Raw genomic sequence first — 16,542 nt, forward strand, 5'->3', positions numbered from 1 at the left:
TTCGCCAGCGCTTCATATAGTCGAGCGCAAGCTTGTGGATCAATGGACGATTTGGCCACGAACAGCTAAGCGACAGCAAGCGAGGCCTCGTGGCGCATCGCGAACTTGGCCCTCGCCGCCTGAAGTGAATCCGAGCGACCGAGTTCCTATTTATGCTGGCGGCGCTGCTTCAAGAGTGGCGCAGTCGCGCTTTTCACATCTTCGGCTAGATGACCAAGGATCTGATCGTTCCCGCCGCGGAGGGCCTCTATTGCCCTCCTGGAAAATTCCACATCGATCCCTGGCGCCCGGCGGCTCTGGCGGTGATTACGCACGGCCATTCCGATCACGCGCGATGGGGCAGCGGGGCCTATCTCTGTCACGAGGATTGCGCGCCGATCCTGCGCAGACGACTCGGCGATGTTCGCATCGAGACGCTGCGTTATGGCGAGCGCCGAGACATCGGCGAGGTGCGGCTCTCGCTGCATCCCGCCGGCCACGTCCTCGGCTCGGCGCAGGTGCGCATCGAGCACCGCGGCGAAGTCTGGGTCGCGTCCGGCGACTACAAGCTGGAAGCGGATGGCGTCAGTGCGCCTTTTGAGCCTGTCCCCTGCGATGTCTTCATTACCGAATCGACCTTCGGTCTGCCGATCTATCGCTGGCGCCCGCAAGCCGAAGTGATGGCCGACATCAATTCATGGTGGGCGGAAAATGCGCGTGCGGGACGCGCCAGCGTCATGCAGGCCTATGGGCTTGGCAAAGCGCAGCGCCTGCTCAAACATCTCGACGCCAATATTGGACCGATTGTCTGCCACGGCGCGATCGAACCGCTCAATCAGATTCATCGCGATCTCGGCATCGCGCTGCCGCCGACGCTCAACGTTGGCGCGCTCGACAAGGCGGGGCTTTCGCGCTGCCTTGCGCTCGCGCCGCCCCACGCCGTGCAAAGCGGGTGGATTCGACGCTTTGGCGATCATTCAGACGCTTTCGCCAGCGGATGGATGCGGCTGCGCGGCAATCGGCGACGCCGCGGCCTCGATCAAGGCTTCGCGCTTTCGGATCATGCTGACTGGCCGGGGCTGTTGCAGGCGATCGCCGCAACCGGCGCAGAGCGTATCCTTGTCACGCATGGAAGCGGGGAGGCGCTGTCGCGCTATCTGCGCGAAAAAGGATACGACGCGTGGCCGATGGCGACTGAATATGGCGACGAGGAGGGCGAGGCGGAGCCGAACGTCGAGGCCGACACAGACGGCGCATGAAAACCTTCGCCACGCTCTACCGGCGCATCGACGCCGCGACGTCGACGCAGCATAAGAGACAGGCGCTGATCGACTATCTGCGCCTTGCGGTCGGCGATCCGGAGCAATACGCCAGCGCCGCCTGGACGGTTTATTTCCTCGCCGGCGGCAAGCCCCGCCAGATGATCTCGACCAAGCTCCTACGCCAGCTCGCCTTGGAGGCGACGGACCTGCCCGAGTGGCTCATTGACGAGTGCTATCACAGCGTCGGTGATCTCGCCGAGACTCTGGCGCTCTTGCTGCCGCCGGCGACGCGCGTGGAAGACGCGCCGCTCGATCTTTGGATGAATGAACGGCTATTGCCCTTGCGCGAGCGCGATGACGCTGAGCGGCTCGCGGCGCTGCGCGATTGGCTCGACGCCATGCCCTCCGACGACCGCTTGCCGTTCTTTAAGCTCGTCACCGGCGAATTGCGCATCGGCGTCTCGAAGCTGCAAATGACTCACGCGATCGCCCAGGCGACGGAGCTTGACGCCAAGCTCGTCGCGCAGCGGATGATGGGCTACACGCAGGCGAACCGGGCGCCTCAGGCGCAGGATTTCGTCGCGCTCGTCGCGCCAGCCGAAGCGGGCGAAGACGGGCGGCCTCTGCGCGGCCAGCCTTATCCGTTCTTTCTCGCGCATCCGCTTCAGGCGCCGCTTTCGGCGTTTCCAGAACTGCTCGGCCCCGTCGACGACTGGCTTGTTGAATGGAAATTCGACGGCATACGCGCGCAGTTCATTCATCGCGCCGGAGAGTGGTGGCTATGGTCGCGCGGCGAAGAGCTGGTGAGCGACAGCTTTCCGGAGCTCGCCGCGCTCGTCGAGTTTCTGCCTGACGATATTGTCCTCGATGGCGAGCTCATCGTCGTCGCGCCCCGTTCGGACGCGCGTTCCGCGGTGGACGATCTTAGCGATCTGCGCCCCTTTTCTGAATTGCAGCAGCGTCTCGGACGCAAGGTTCTCACGCCAAAAATGCTGCGCGACAGGCCAGTGGCGCTGATCGCTTATGACCTGCTCGAGAAAGATGGCCGCGATCTGCGTGAAAGGCCGCAGCGGGAGCGACGCGCGCTCCTCGAGGAGGTCGTGTCGCGCGCGCATTCTACCGCGATGCAGGTCGGCGCCGATTTGCCGCTGCGACTGAGCCCAGCACTGACGCAACCCGATTGGGAGTCCTTTGCAAGACAGCGTGAAGAGGCGCGGGCGCGCGGCGCCGAAGGCATGATGCTGAAGGCGATGGGCGCGCCTTATGGCGTCGGACGCCAGAAGAGCGGCGCCAATCTGTGGTGGAAATGGAAGCTCGATCCAATGAGCGTCGACGCGGTGCTGATCTACGCCGCGCGGGGTCATGGGCGCCGTTCGGGCGTTTACAGCGACTACACATTCGGGGTGTGGAGCGGCCCGCCGGAGCAGACGGACCGCACGCTGCTGACCTTCGCCAAGGCCTATTCCGGGCTTTCGGACGAGGAGATGCGCAAGGTCGACGCGACGATCAGAAGGACGACGATTGAGAATTTCGGGCCGGTGCGTAGCGTGCGCCCGACGATGGTTTTCGAGCTCGGCTTCGAGGGAATTGGCGCCAGCAACCGCCACAAAAGCGGCATCGCGGTTCGCTTTCCAAGGATGTTGCGCTGGCGACAGGACAAGCCCGTGGAGGACGCCGATACGATCGAGGCCCTACGCGCGCTACTGCCTGGCGGCGGCGCATGAGCGGACGACGCGCCAAACAGTCCGCCGTGAAAACACTGTTGGCGGCGCGGGGCTGGAAGCCGTTTCGCTTCCAGCAAGAAGTGTGGCGCGAAATGGCGAAGGGACGCAGCGGCCTGCTGCACGCGACGACCGGCGCCGGCAAAACTCTGGCCGTTGCCCTCGGCGCCTGGCAGGCGCTCGCCGACGATGCGGAAGCGCCGCCACGACTCTGTGTTCTCTGGATCACGCCGATGCGGGCGCTGGCCGCGGACACCTCCAAGGCGCTCAACGAGGCGTTCGGCGGTCTCTCCGCGCATGGCCAGCACTGGACGGTTGGCGTTCGCAGCGGCGATACGTCCTCAGCCGAGCGCGCCCGGCAGGCGCGTCGTCCGCCCAGCGTGTTGATCACGACGCCGGAGAGCCTGTCGCTCATGCTCTCGCGAGCCGACGCTCGCGAATATCTCGGCGCGATCAGATGCGTTGTCGTCGACGAGTGGCACGAACTCATCGGCAATAAGCGCGGCGTGCAGACGCAGCTCGCGCTGGCGCGGTTGAAGCGCCGGCGTCCCGATCTGCTGATTTGGGGCATGTCGGCGACGCTTGGCAATCTTGAAGAAGCAAAGCGCGTCCTGCTCGGTCCAACCGATGCGCCGCATGGCGCGGTTGTGGCGGGCGGCGTGCGCAAGGAAATCGTCATCGACACGCTGTTACCGGAAGATTTCGCGCGCTTTCCCTGGGCCGGGCATCTTGGGATCAAAATGGCGCCGCAGGTGGTCGCGGAGATTGATCAATCTCCGACGTCGCTCATTTTCACCAACACGCGTTCGCAGGCTGAAATCTGGTATCACAATCTCCTGCGCGCACGGCCGGACTGGGCAGGGCTCATCGCGGTTCATCACGGATCGCTGGCGCGGGAATCGCGCGATTGGGTTGAGCATGGACTTAAGTTCGGCAAGCTCAAGGCGGTCGTCTGCACGTCCAGTCTAGATCTTGGCGTCGATTTTCTTCCCGTCGAACGCATCCTGCAGGTCGGCTCGCCCAAGGGCGTCGCGCGCCTTCTGCAGCGCGCCGGCCGCAGCGGCCATGCTCCGGGGCGCACGTCGCGCATCACGCTCGTGCCGAGCCATGCGCTCGAGCTTGTCGAATCATCGGCGGTGCAGCAGGCGGTGCGGGAGGGCCGCATCGAAAGCCGCCGCACGCCGAATGCGCCGCTCGACGTGCTGGTGCAGCATCTCGTCACGATCGGACTGGGCGGCGGCTTCAGGCCTGACGAATTGCTCGCGGAAATTCGTTCGACGGCCGCCTATGAACATCTCTGTGACGAGAATTGGCGCTGGTGTCTCGACTTCGTGAGCGGCGGCGGGCCGAGCCTTTCGGCCTATCCCGAATATCGCCGCTGCGGTCCTGACGCTGACGGCGTGTGGCGGGTCGCCAGCAAGCAGATCGCTTTGCGCCATCGGCTCAACATCGGGACGATCACGGCGGACGCCAGCGTTCTCGTTCAATACGGACCCGCGCCGCCGGGTCAAAAGCTCGGCGTCGTGGAGGAAAGCTTTATCGCGCGGCTCAAGCCAGGCGACAGCTTCTGGTTTTCAGGACGGCTGTTGGAGTTCGTGCGCTTGCGCGACCTTGTCGCCTATGTGCGTCCGGCGAAAACGCGCAGCGGCGCGGTTCCGCGCTGGGACGGCGGGCGAATGCCGCTTTCGACGACTTTGGCGGACGCCATGGTGGAGCAATTGCAGCGCGCGGCCGAGGGGCGTTATGACACGCCGGAGCTGCGGGCGGCTGAGAAAATGCTGAGATTGCAAGCGCGCTGGTCGCATCTGCCGACGCCGACGACGTTGCTTGCCGAAACATTGAAAAGCCGCGACGGCTGGCATTTGTTTGTGTATCCTTTCGCGGGCCGCAACGCGCATATCGGCATGGCGAGCCTGATCGCCTGGCGGGCGGCGCAGAAGACCGCGAGCACGTTCTCGATCGCCGTGAACGATTACGGCTTCGAGCTTTTGAGCGCCGACCCGCGCGACTGGGCCGCCACGCTGCCGGAACTGATTGCGCCGCGCGCCATTGATGATCTGACGCATGAAACGCTCGCGAGCCTGAACGCTGCGGAGCTGGCGCGCCGACGTTTTCGTGACATTGCGCAGATCGCCGGTCTCGTCGTGACGACCTATCCCGGACAACATAAGAGCGTGCGCCAGTTGCAGGCCTCTTCGAGCCTGTTCTACGACGTCTTTCGCAAATTCGATCCGGAAAACGGGTTGTTGCGCCAGGCTGAGCGCGAGGTCCTGGAAGACGCGCTCGACATCGCGCGTCTTGCCGAAAGCTTCGAGCGGCTGCAAAATAGAGAGATCGTCCATGTCGCGCTACAGCGCTGTTCGCCGCTCGCTTTTCCGCTGATGGTGGAGAGAATGCGCGAGCGCCTCAGCAATGAAACGCTCGCGGCGCGCATCGAGCGCATGATTTCGCAGTTGGAGCGGGCCGCGGACAAATGTTAGAGCCTGACGAGACTTTGCGGAGCGAAGGCGCCGGCCTCGTCTCCTCTCACGAGCATCGCGGCGTCGTTTTGCTGCCGCAGCGCGCTGTCTGGCGCGTTGAGACGCGCACGCTGTTCATCGCCGACGCGCATCTTGGCAAGGCGGCGACATTTCGCGCGCTCGGCCAACCGGCGCCCAAGGGAACGACGCGCGACAATCTCGCCCGGCTCGACGCGCTGGTCGACCGATTCAATCCCATCCGACTCGTTTTCTTGGGCGATTTGTTTCACGCGCGGCAGGCGCATGCGCCGGGGGTGGCGGCCGCCTTTCTCGATTGGCGCAGGCGCCGCGCTGCGTTGCGACTGACGCTCGTGCGCGGCAATCATGATCGGCGCGCAGGCGATCCGTCGGAACAGTTCGGAATCGAGCTTGTTGACGAACCCTATGACTCAGAAGGGATCGTCGCGCGTCATCACCCGCTTGCGTCCGACGAATGCGAAGGGCAGGGGGCGACCATTCTTGCGGGGCATTTGCACCCTTGCGTACGGCTGAGCGGGGCGGCGCGCGACAGCGTTCGTCTTCCCTGCTTTGTGCTGCAGGCGCGACAGATCGTGCTGCCCGCCTTTGGCGCTTTCACGGGCGGCGCGCTGGCGCGTGGGCGGGGTGTCAAAACCTGCGCGATCGTCGACGAACGACTGCTCGTTGCCGGCTAGCTGCGCGTTGCATGAATCGCGGCGACAGGTGGGGAAGGCGGGCGAGCGAGCAATTCGATCTCGTCTCCCAGCAGGCCAAGGCCATCGACTTTGGCGTAATCCGCTGCGATCAGCCGTTCTCCAATGTCGCGTCGGTAACGCATGTTGGGCATATGCACGCGCTCAATCAGCCGATAAGCGTCGCGACGCGCGCTCTGGATCGTTCGCCCGCAGCCCGTCGCCACCATCGTCCAGCCATAGGCGCCGGCGGTGACAAGCTGGCCGTTGTCGAGAGCCACTTCGCAATAATGCAGATGTTCCTGGTCTCTGCGGGACAATGCGCCGTCAAAGAGTATCGGCATGCCGATCGGCTCTTGCGCCTGCCGTCGCGAATAGGGGAAAGGCGGCACGGTTAGGACGACCCCGACCGAGAACCCGTCATCGACATCCAGATGATCGTGATCGCGCCGGACCATCGCCTCAAACAATTCCGCCCAGGACGTTCGCTGTAACGGCGACAGAATGGCGAAGCCGGGATAGCCGAATCTGCAGGTGAACTCGAGCGGCCAGATACCTTGCTCATTGACGATGGTGTTGAGGTTCACATAGCCGCAATGGCCGTGACGTTTGAGTAAGGGCGCGATCCTGGCCAGAGTGTTTTCAAAAAAGAGGGTCGAACGCTCGAATGTGGCGACCGTGCCCATCTCTCCCGTCAGCTCTCCAAGGTCGCCCGGAAAGAAGCGCTTGTGCTCCCAGTCGAGACAGGCGGGCCGTAAAAACTTCTCGCCGTCGAAATACGCGCCGACGCCCATCTCGACGCCATCTATGAAATCCATCAGGACGAAGCCGGCTTCGTCAGCTGGAGTGTCGGGCAAATTTTGCAGCAGCGCGGAAATGTCGCGTCCGTCGCCGAGACCGCCGACGAAGTTGCGATGCGCCAAATCTGGCGAATTGAATTTTAGGACATAGCGTCCGGGGCGCTCGCGAAGAAAACGCCAGCCGTCCTGCCGGTTCGGAAAGTAGTGGGTCGCCGCAGTTGAGAGGCCAAGCTCAGCAAGAAGTCTCTGCGCGTAGGCCCGGTCGATTTCGAGCCGGTCGCCGAAGGCGCTTCCGCCGATGACATTGAATCCATCTTTGCGCAACTCGTCCTGCACGCCGCCAAACGAGACGTTTTCGAATAGAATGATTCCCTCGTCCCCGGCGCTCTTCACCCATTGCAGTTCCGAACGCCAATCGTCTGTCTTAGCGATCATTCCATTCAGAATGCTCTGACAAGGCGGCGCGTCGATGAAGACATTGACCTCATGTCCTTCCGCCGAAAGTCTAAGGTAGAGTGCGGCAAGGTCGCAGTAATTCCCAATCCCCAGAACCCGCATGGATGCTCCTAGGCCGCCGCTTCTCGCGGGGGCTCCATCTGCAGTCGGAAATGACGTCTGTAGCGTTCGAAACATCGCGCGCCATGCCAAAGCCGAAGAACGGCGCCTTCGCCGATCGCTTGCGCGCGGCGCGGGTCTTCCTCAAAGAGAGGACGCAGAACTTCACGATTCCACGCCTCGGAGTGTTTGACGTCGAGAATCGCATGCAGCGAAAAATACTGACGCTGCTTGCCGGGGACTTTAAGCCGACGCAATCCACGCTCGACTTGAATCGCGCGTCCCGGCGCCGTCATCTCGATCGCGCCAAGCGCGCCGATCGAATGGAAGGCGTAGCGACGATTGCTGGCGAGCGCCACCATCATATTGCCGAGCGCGAGCGACTCGGGGCAGACGCGCTCGGGCTGCGCGTCAACGCCGAAATAGGCGGCGAGCCGCGTCAGCATCGGACCGTGCATGCCCTGCGCATTGCCTCGGCCCATTTCGTCCCAGTAATTTCGCGCCATTTCGAGCTTGGGGGTCTGCGGCATCTTGATCTGGGTAAGCGCCACGAGATCGTCGAACCCTGCCTCGCCGGACACTTCCTGCTCAAGAAACCATTTCATGTCCTCGAAGCTCGCGAATCGCTCGAGCCAGGGGAACAGCGGATCGTTCTGACCTGGTCCATTCTCGGCAAGGCGCTCATACCAGTCCAGGAAGGCGTTGGCGTCGCTCGGAATATCGGCGACGAACGGCGCGATCGCCGCGCGAACGCTCTCCACATAGGCGATCTCCGCCTCGGCGAGCGCGGCGCGCGCATGCACATCGGCGCGCCAATCGCCGGAAGGCGTGAGAGGCTCGAGCCGTGCGCCGTTGCGTCGGGAAAGCTCTCTCTGGAAGCGCTCAAAAGCTGGGCCGTTTAGTGTTGGGGCCAGGGCGATCCAATCGGGGTCACGCATATGTCAGCCGTCTTTCTTGATGTTGAGGAAGACTGCGGCGATGCGGTCAACGTTGTCATAGGCGGGGCGCTCCAGCTCTTCGCCGAAGACGTCGGGATCGACTTCCTCGTAATCGAAAGTTACCGGCGAAGCGTCGAGGATTGGCGTCACGGCGGCAAGGAACTGGTCCACGCCGCCGACAATCGGCGAGCCGGTATAGAGCAGCAGCCTTCCGCTTTCCGTCAGACGCGGGACGCCCTCCCGTACAATGTCGACGGAAAGGGCGATGCCAAACTCGCCGCCCCCATGGCGATAAAGACGTTGGTAGTCATCGACGAGATAGGGCGGATTGGCGATGATGTAGTCGAACGGGCCGCCAGCGTTCTGGAAGAGATCGCTGTGAATAGCCCGTGTGCGCTTCAAATCGTTCAACGAAGCGTTGACGCGCGCATATCGCACCGCTTGGGGATTGATGTCGGCGAGCAGCAGCTCGACGCCGGGTCTCACCAGGCTCGCGGCGAAAATCCCGCCGGCGCCGCTGCCGCACCCGATGTCGACGAGACGGCGGGGCGCCGAGGCTGAGAGAGGTTGTGAATTAAGGACCGATTCGATGCAGCGCGCGAAACGGTAAGTGTCAGGTCCGAAGAAAACCGAATCGGCGGCGTCCGTGGGAAAGGCCGAGTGCGCAAAGAGCTGGTTCTTGAGAGTCGAGAATCGCACCTTGCTGCGCAAGAGACCGTTGCAACGCGCTAGCGCCTTCGCCTCAGCAAGTGTGCGCAACACCGGCGCCGGCAGATCGCTCGCAGAAAAAGGCAGACTCCATCCGAATGCTCGCGTCAAATTCGATCCATCCACTGCCGGACGTTGCACGACGCGGCTATGCGTTAGCGGCGTCGTGGTGGTGAACCGGTAGTTCTGGTCCCGAAGGAACGCGCCCAGCCATAGCAACGCCTCGTCCGCCACGCTCAGATCTTGGTGAGAAGCGTTCGACGGCCCGGTAGCCGTCTCGTCAGAGCAGAGATCCAGTTGCATCAATCGCCAACGCCCCAAGCGCCAAGAGAGGTCTCAACTCACGGCGATGACGATAGTTCCGATAGGTTTGTGCTTGCGCCAAAGTTGGATCGTAAAGCCTGCGGCAAGCGCGAGAACGGGTAGCTAACTCTTGGCGTCGATCGTGCGCAGTTCTCCCGATGGGAGCGTGTTCGCTTCGTCTTTGAGATCAACGCCGGTCAGCTGGCGTCGGCGCGCTTCGTTGCAAAGATAAATCAGCTTGTGCGCGGCGTCGGCATAGGAAAGCCCTTGCGGGCGGATATTCGAGAGGCAGTTGCGCTCGGCGTCGGTGCGGCCGACGCGCGGCGCAAATGTGAGATAGACGCCCATGCTGTCGGGCGAGGAGAGTCCAGGTCGTTCGCCGATGAAAACCGCCACAAGCCTTGCCCCGAGTGTCTCGCCGATATCGTCGCCGAGCGCCACGCGCCCCTGTTCGGCGAGAACGATCGGCGCGATTTTCCACGATGTTTGGCCGAGAGATTGCAGCGCTCTTTCGAGCACCGGAAGTGCGTGCCGGGCGATCGCGCGGGCGGAAAGTCCTTCGGCGATGACAAACGCAAGGTCGTAATCGCCCGCGAGGGCTTTGAGATGCTGGCGGGAATCGTCGTCGAGTTTTCGGCCAAGGTCGGGACGCAGCAGAAAGCTTCGCCGATCGCGGGCGGCGCTCTTCACGCGGACGGCCGTCAGCCCGCGGAAGGTTAACTCGTCGAAGAGCCGGTCGGCGTCGAGTCGCTCTTCAACCGCATCTCGCGCTTCGGCATGCGCCAGCTGGAAATCGAGCGTAGCGCGCGTCGTCAGCGCCGCTCCGGCGCGTGGCAGGAAAATTCTCGCCGGCGTCGCCGAACGGAGGATCGCAATCTTGTCGAGAGGCGCCGGGCGATCGTCGGCCATCCTCAGGCTCTTTCGAGAAGCGGCGCAAAGGATGCAGGCAGCGCCAGCGGCCGCAATTCGCCACGCGCGTCCGTCAAACCGACGTCAGCAAGCCATTGCGCAAATTCGGGAGCGGGCGCCAGATTCAGCATGCGCCGAACGGCAAGCACGTCATGATAGGAGGTGCTCTGGTAATTCAGCATGATGTCGTCCGCGCCGGGGACGCCCATGACGTAATTAACGCCGGCGACCGCGAGCAGCGTCAGCAGATCATCCATATCGTTCTGGTCGGCTTCGGCGTGATTGGTGTAGCAAACGTCACAACCCATCGGCAGTCCAAGCAGTTTGCCGCAGAAATGGTCTTCGAGCGCCGCCCGCGTGATCTGCTTGCCGTCGAAAAGATATTCGGGGCCGATGAACCCGACGACGGTGTTGACCAGCAGAGGATCGAACGCGCGCGCGACGCCATAGGCGCGGGCTTCAAGCGTCTGTTGATCGCAGTTCCAGTGGGCATTGGCCGAAAGCGCGCTGCCCTGGCCAGTCTCAAAATACATGACATTGTCGCCGACCGTTCCGCGCTTGAGCGCAAGCGCCGCTTCGCGCGACTCGCGCAACAACGCGAGGTCGATCGCGAAGCTCGAATTGGCGGCTTGCGTGCCGCCGATCGATTGAAACACAAGATCGACTGGCGCATGTCGCTCCATCAGCTGCAGCGTCGTCGTGACATGGGCGAGCACGCAGGATTGCGTCGGAATGCTGAGCGTCTCGCGCAGCTCATCGAGAAGGCTCAGGAGTTCGTAGCACTGCTCCGGACTGTCGGACGCTGGATTGACGCCGATGACCGCATCGCCATTGCCGAGCAGAAGCCCGTCGATGGCGCTTGCGAGGACGCCGCGCGCATCATCGGTCGGATGGTTGGGCTGAATGCGCGATGACAGCCGCCCGCGCAGGCCGAGCGTATTGCGAAATTTCGTGATGACGCGCCGCTTTGCGGCGACCAGGATCAGGTCCTGGTTGCGGCAGATCTTCGAGACCGCTGCGGCCATTTCAGGCGTCAGTCCGAAGGTCAAGGCGGCGAGCGCGTCCTCATCCACGGCGTCGGAGAGAAGCCAGTCGCGAAATTCGCCGACGGTCAGCGAAGCGATCGGCGCAAAGGCGTTTCGGTCGTGGCCGTCGAGGATCAATCGCGTGACCTCGTCCTCTTCGTAGGGGACAAGCGCTTCGTTCAAGAACACGCTCAAGGGCAGATCGGCGAGGGCCATCTGCGCAGCGACGCGCTCCGCGGCGCTCGCCGCCGCAATGCCGGCGAGGCAGTCGCCGGAACGCAATGGGGTCGCCTTCGCCATCAGCGTTTTAAGGTCTGGGAACCTGTAGCTCGTTCCAAGTATCGTCGTCGCATACATGGCCAGACCTCGAAAGACCTTCTCACAGGCTATGGCGCCCCAGCGGACATGTCACTGTCCGCGCGTAAGGTTTTCCCCAAGGGCCTACCTAGCCCATGGCCTTTGCGCGCCAGCCGCATATATTAGCTCAGTCAGAGTTTGTTATATTGCCCCGCCGGAGCCGATGTCAGCCCATACCGCAGATCCAGAAACTCTGATACGCGCGCTTCCGCTCTGGCGCGGCCCGATCGAGATCGCGCCGTTGCTCGGCGGCATCACCAACAAAAATTATATCGTCAAGGATGGCGATCGATCCGTCGTCGTTCGCCTTGGCGGCGACATTCCGGTTCATGGCGTCATGCGCTTTAACGAATTGGCGGCGAGCAGGGCCGCGGGCGCCGCCGGAATATCGCCGAAAGTTCTGTATGCCGCGCCGATGGCGATGGCGCTCGAATATATTTCCGGCCGCACCTATGAGCCGGAAGACATGCGGGCGAACCGCAGGCGCTGTGTCGATCTGATCAAGCGCGTACATCGTGAGGTTGCGCTGCATTTGCGTGGGCCGACCCTGGCGTTCAACGTCTTCCATATCATTCGCGACTATGCCCATACGCTTGTCGAGGATAAAAACCGGCTGGCGGCCAAATTGCCGCGCTTGCTCGCGGCGAGCGAAATCTTGGAAAAAGCGACGGGCGCGATCGACCTTGTCTTCGGCCATAATGATCTCCTTGCCGCCAATTTCATCGACGACGGGCGTCGGCTTTGGCTCGTCGACTGGGATTATGCGGGATGGAATACGCCGCTGTTCGATCTCGGCGGACTCTCGTCGAACAATGGCTTTGACGCCGCGGATGACGACGCGATGCTCGAGGACTATTTCGAAGCGGCGCCGGCCGATGCATTGCGGCGCCGCTTCAAGGCGATGCTTTGCGCGTCGCTGTTGCGCGAAGCGTTGTGGAGCCTTGTCTCGGAACGTCGGTCGTCGATTGATTTCGATTACGTCGCTTACTCAGAACAAAATCTGACGCGCTTCGATCAGGCCTGGGCGGCGTTTCAGCAGATGGAAAGAGCATGACGGATCTCCCGGCAAGCGCGCAGATCATCGTCGTGGGCGGCGGCATCGTTGGCTGTTCCGTCGCTTACCACCTCGCCAAGCGCGGCGTCGAGACGCTGCTGCTTGAACGCCACCAACTGTCCTCGGGTTCGACCTGGCATGCGGCGGGACTGATCGGTCAGTTGCGGACCAACGCCAACATCACCAAGCTCCTCGGCTATTCGGTGGAGCTCTACGATCGGCTTGAGGAAGAGGCGGGCTATGCGACCGGCTGGCGGCGCAATGGCGGTCTTCGTCTCGCCTGCAACGCCGACCGATGGATCGAAGTGAAGCGGCAGGCGACGTCCGCGCGGAGCTTCGGTCTGGAGATGCAGCTCCTGAGCGCCAAGGAGGCGCAGGCGCTCTGGCCGCTGATGAATGTCGATGACGTCGTCGGCGCGGCTTTCCTGCCGACCGATGGACAAGCGAATCCTTCAGACATCACCCAAGCGCTTGCGAAAGGCGCGCGGCTTGCGGGCGCAAAGCTTGTCGAGGGCGTCGCCGTCAAGGATTTCATCATCGAGAACGATCGCGTGCGCGGCGTCGTCACGAATCGCGGCGCCGTCGCCTGCGAGAAGCTCGTGCTCTGCGCCGGCCTTTGGACCCAGCCGCTCGCGGCGCGCGCCGGCGTCGCCGTTCCGCTCTCGGCGGTGCATCACCAATATCTCGTGACCGAAAAGATCAACGGCGTGACGAGCGATCTGCCGACTCTGCGCGATCCGGATCGGCTGACCTATTACAAGGAGGAGGTCGGCGGCCTCGTCATGGGCGGCTATGAGCCCAACCCCGTGCCCTGGTCATCCGGCGCCGTGCCAGAGGACTTCGCCTTTCGGCTTCTCGAAGACGATTGGGATCATTTCGAGCCGATCATGGATCTCGCGCTCGGCCGCGTGCCGGCGCTCGCCGAGGCGGGCGTCAAGCAGATGATCAACGGCCTCGAAAGCTTCACGCCCGACGGCAATTGGATGATCGGCGAAGCGCCGGAGGTGCGCAATTTCTTCGTTGGCGCCGGCTTTAACGCCTTCGGCATCGCGTCGGCGGGCGGCGCCGGCATGGCGCTGGCGGAATGGGCGGCGGACGGCGAACAGCCGTTCGATCTTTGGCCGGTCGACATCCGCCGCTTCGGCGCGCCGCACAGGGACCCGTCGTGGGTGCGGGTGCGGACGCTCGAAGCCTATGCGCGCCATTACAGCATCGCCTGGCCGTTCGAAGAATTTACGTCTGGCCGGCCGCTGCGGCGCTCGCCGCTCTACGAACGCCTCAAGGCCAAGGGCGCGTGCTTCGGCGAAAAGATGGGCTTCGAACGGCCCAACTGGTTCGCGGATGTGAGCGTGGGCGAAGCGCCGCGGGATCGCTATTCCTTCGGCAGGCCCGGCTGGTTCGACGCGGTCGGACGAGAGCATCGCGCCTGCCGGGAGGCGGCGGCCCTTTTCGATCAGACAAGCTTCGCCAAGGCGCTCATTGTCGGCAAAGACGCCGAAGCGGCGCTGTCCTGGATCGCCGCCAACAATGTCGCCAAGCCGCCGGGCGCCGTCACCTATACGCAGTTGTTGAACCGCAAGGGCGGGATTGAATGCGATCTGACGATCACGCGATTGGCGAAGGACCGCTTCTATGTCGTGACGGGGACCGCCTTCGGAACGCACGACTTCGACTGGATCAGGCGATCGATTCCCGAAGGCATGGACGCGCGAGTGATCGACGTCACCTCGGCGAATGCCGTGCTGGCGCTGATGGGTCCGCGCGCGCGAGAGATTCTGCAATCGTGCTGCGACGATGATCTTTCGAATGCGGCGTTCCCTTTTCTGAGCGCCCGCGAAATTCGCTTGGCCGGCGCGCCGGCGCTGGCGATCCGCGTCACTTATGTGGGCGAACTCGGCTGGGAGCTTCATATCCCTGTCGATTTCGCGGTCTCGGCCTATGACGCGCTCATTGAGGCGGGGGCGCCCTTTGGCCTTGTCGACGGCGGCTATCGGGCCATCGAATCTTTGCGACTGGAGAAGGGCTACCGCGCGTGGGGCTCGGATATCGGTCCGGATCACACGCCGCCGATGGCGGGACTCGGCTGGGCCGTCAAGATGAAGTCGGGCGCGCCTTTTCAAGGGAGAGACGCGCTCGTTCAAGCTGCGGGCTTGCCCTTGCCGCGACTTCTCGCGGGCTTCGTTGTTGACGATCCTGAGATCGTGCTGCTCGGGCGCGAGACGATCTATCGCAACGGCCTGCGCGTTGGATGGCTATCGAGCGGCGGCTACGGCTATTCGATCGGCAAGGCGATCGGCTATGGCTATGTCCGCAACTCGGACGGCGTCGATCCGACTTTTGTGCTCTCTGGCGACTATCAGCTCGAAGTCGCCGGCGGGCGCCGGCCGGCGACCGTCTCGCTTTCGCCGTTCTACGATCCGAAAGGCGAACGCATTCGGTTATAGCCGCTGCGGCTATGCTTCAAGTGAATCGCCGACATTGGCGGCGCCATGATTGCGCGGCGCGTGAAATTTCGAGATCGCTTCCTCGACGGCGTCGAGCGCAAAATCAAGATCCTCTTGAGAAATGACAAAAGGCGGCGCCAAGCGAACGACCGTGTGATGCGTCGCGGTCGTCAGCACGCCCTTTTTGAGCAGACTTTCGCAGATTTCTCGCGCGCTCGCATAACGCGGGTCTATGTCGACGCCTGCCCAGAGGCCGCGCCCGCGAATTTCGCTGATCGCCGGGGCGCGCATCGCGTGCAGCCGTTGCAGCATTCTCGCGCCAAGCGCTTGGCTGCGTTCGACCAGCCGTTCGTCACGAATGACATGCAGCGCCTCTAAACCGACGGCGGCGGCGAGAGCGTTGCCGCCGAAGGTCGACCCGTGCGAGCCGGGCGTGAAGACATCCATCACTTCGCGTTTCGCCACGAAGGCGGAGACGGGCAGAACGCCGCCGCCGAGCGCCTTTCCCAGCGTCACGCCGTCGGGGAGGACATTCTCATGCTCAAAGGCGAACCAGGCGCCGCTGCGCCCCAATCCGGATTGGATTTCGTCCAGCAGCAACAAAACGCCGCGTTCGTCGCACAGTCGGCGCAGCCCCGCGAGCCAGCCGTCCGGCGGCACAATGACGCCAGCCTCGCCCTGGATCGGCTCCACGAGAATGGCGGCGGTCTGCGGTGTGATGGCGGCTTCGAAAGCTGCGAGATCGCCAAAGGGCGCGGCGCGAAAGCCTGGCATGAACGGACCAAACCCGTCCCGATACTCGCGCTCCGAGGAGAAGCTGATGATCGTGGTGGTGCGCCCGTGGAAATTGCCTGCGGCGACGATAATCTCTGGGTCGGCGACGCCCTTTACGCGATTGGCCCAGCGGCGCGCCGCTTTGATCGCCGTCTCAACCGCCTCCGCGCCGGTGTTCATCGGCAGCGCGACATCGAGTCCTGTCAGAGTGCAGAGCTCCTCGAGAAACGGCGCGAGCCGATCATTGTAAAAGGCGCGAGAGGGGACAGCGAGCTGCTGCGCTTGCTCGGCGAGCTTTGCAAGAATTCGAGGATGCGCGTGACCGAGGCTCACAGCCGAATAGGCGCTCATCATGTCGATGTAGCGCCGGCCTTCTACATCCCACAGATATGCGCCCTGTCCCCGCGTGAGTACGACGGGCAGCGGGTCGTAGTTTCCGGCGACGTGCGGGTTTCTGAACTCCGAGTTGTCCATATCCGAGAGCTTTTTGCGCCCGCCGACATTACATAGACGCGTGCGGGCATGTGCGTGTCTGTTACATAGT

At 63.2% G+C, this 16,542-nt stretch carries 12 protein-coding genes; 6 read left to right on the plus strand and 6 right to left on the minus strand.

Annotation, left to right across the window (positions count from 1 at the left end; all coding sequences use genetic code 11):
- Positions 1-209: 209 nt before the first annotated feature.
- Genes IYX23_RS01800 through pdeM form a run of 4 tightly spaced genes read left to right on the plus strand, consistent with a single transcriptional unit; the run spans position 210 to position 6,134 of the window.
- A complete protein-coding gene (locus IYX23_RS01800) occupies positions 210-1,238 on the plus strand; it encodes a ligase-associated DNA damage response exonuclease (protein ID WP_196391797.1) in 1,029 nt (342 codons plus the stop codon).
- Positions 1,235-2,965 carry an ATP-dependent DNA ligase gene (locus IYX23_RS01805; RefSeq protein WP_196391796.1) on the plus strand — a complete coding sequence of 577 codons (1,731 nt, stop codon included), beginning with the start codon at positions 1,235-1,237 and terminating at the stop codon, positions 2,963-2,965. The genes IYX23_RS01800 and IYX23_RS01805 overlap by 4 nt, the downstream gene beginning before the upstream one ends.
- Positions 2,962-5,442 (plus strand): ligase-associated DNA damage response DEXH box helicase, encoded by a 2,481-nt coding sequence (locus IYX23_RS01810; RefSeq protein ID WP_196391795.1) that lies wholly within the window; start codon positions 2,962-2,964, stop codon positions 5,440-5,442. Before IYX23_RS01805 ends, IYX23_RS01810 begins: the two co-directional genes overlap by 4 nt.
- Positions 5,436-6,134 carry a ligase-associated DNA damage response endonuclease PdeM gene (pdeM, locus tag IYX23_RS01815; RefSeq protein ID WP_196391794.1) on the plus strand — a complete coding sequence of 233 codons (699 nt, stop codon included), beginning with the start codon at positions 5,436-5,438 and terminating at the stop codon, positions 6,132-6,134. The genes IYX23_RS01810 and pdeM overlap by 7 nt, the downstream gene beginning before the upstream one ends.
- On the opposite strand, the gene IYX23_RS01820 is transcribed toward pdeM, so the two are convergent.
- The 5 genes from IYX23_RS01820 to IYX23_RS01840 all read right to left on the minus strand — a co-directional run bounded on the left by IYX23_RS01820 (position 6,131) and on the right by IYX23_RS01840 (position 11,726).
- On the minus strand, positions 6,131-7,489 hold the full coding sequence (locus IYX23_RS01820) for a phosphoribosylglycinamide synthetase C domain-containing protein (protein WP_196391793.1): 1,359 nt from the start codon (positions 7,487-7,489) through the stop codon (positions 6,131-6,133). The genes pdeM and IYX23_RS01820 overlap by 4 nt on opposite strands.
- Positions 7,490-7,497: 8 nt before the next feature.
- A complete protein-coding gene (locus IYX23_RS01825) occupies positions 7,498-8,424 on the minus strand; it encodes an iron-containing redox enzyme family protein (RefSeq protein ID WP_196391792.1) in 927 nt (308 codons plus the stop codon).
- Positions 8,425-8,427: 3 nt separating this feature from the next.
- Positions 8,428-9,435: a class I SAM-dependent methyltransferase gene (locus tag IYX23_RS01830; protein WP_196391791.1), complete on the minus strand. Its 1,008-nt coding sequence runs from the start codon at positions 9,433-9,435 to the stop codon at positions 8,428-8,430.
- Between the two features lie 123 nt (positions 9,436-9,558).
- On the minus strand, positions 9,559-10,344 hold the full coding sequence (gene eutC / locus IYX23_RS01835) for an ethanolamine ammonia-lyase subunit EutC (RefSeq protein WP_196391790.1): 786 nt from the start codon (positions 10,342-10,344) through the stop codon (positions 9,559-9,561).
- Positions 10,345-10,346: 2 nt separating this feature from the next.
- The gene (locus IYX23_RS01840) at positions 10,347-11,726 is read right to left on the minus strand and encodes an ethanolamine ammonia-lyase subunit EutB (RefSeq protein ID WP_196391789.1); all 1,380 of its coding nucleotides are present in this window, start codon (positions 11,724-11,726) and stop codon (positions 10,347-10,349) included.
- A 163-nt stretch (positions 11,727-11,889) separates the two neighbouring features.
- Between IYX23_RS01840 and IYX23_RS01845 the strand changes: the two genes are divergently transcribed.
- Positions 11,890-12,780 (plus strand): choline kinase family protein, encoded by an 891-nt coding sequence (locus tag IYX23_RS01845; protein WP_196391788.1) that lies wholly within the window; start codon positions 11,890-11,892, stop codon positions 12,778-12,780.
- On the plus strand, positions 12,777-15,224 hold the full coding sequence (locus tag IYX23_RS01850; RefSeq protein WP_196391787.1) for an FAD-dependent oxidoreductase: 2,448 nt from the start codon (positions 12,777-12,779) through the stop codon (positions 15,222-15,224). Before IYX23_RS01845 ends, IYX23_RS01850 begins: the two co-directional genes overlap by 4 nt.
- Before the next feature lie 9 nt (positions 15,225-15,233).
- Here IYX23_RS01850 and rocD read toward each other — a convergent pair whose 3' ends face one another.
- Positions 15,234-16,472 carry an ornithine--oxo-acid transaminase gene (gene rocD / locus IYX23_RS01855; RefSeq protein WP_196391786.1) on the minus strand — a complete coding sequence of 413 codons (1,239 nt, stop codon included), beginning with the start codon at positions 16,470-16,472 and terminating at the stop codon, positions 15,234-15,236.
- Positions 16,473-16,542: the final 70 nt, after the last annotated feature.

It is taken from the genome of Methylocystis sp. L43, from assembly GCF_015709525.1.
GTDB lineage: Bacteria > Pseudomonadota > Alphaproteobacteria > Rhizobiales > Beijerinckiaceae > Methylocystis.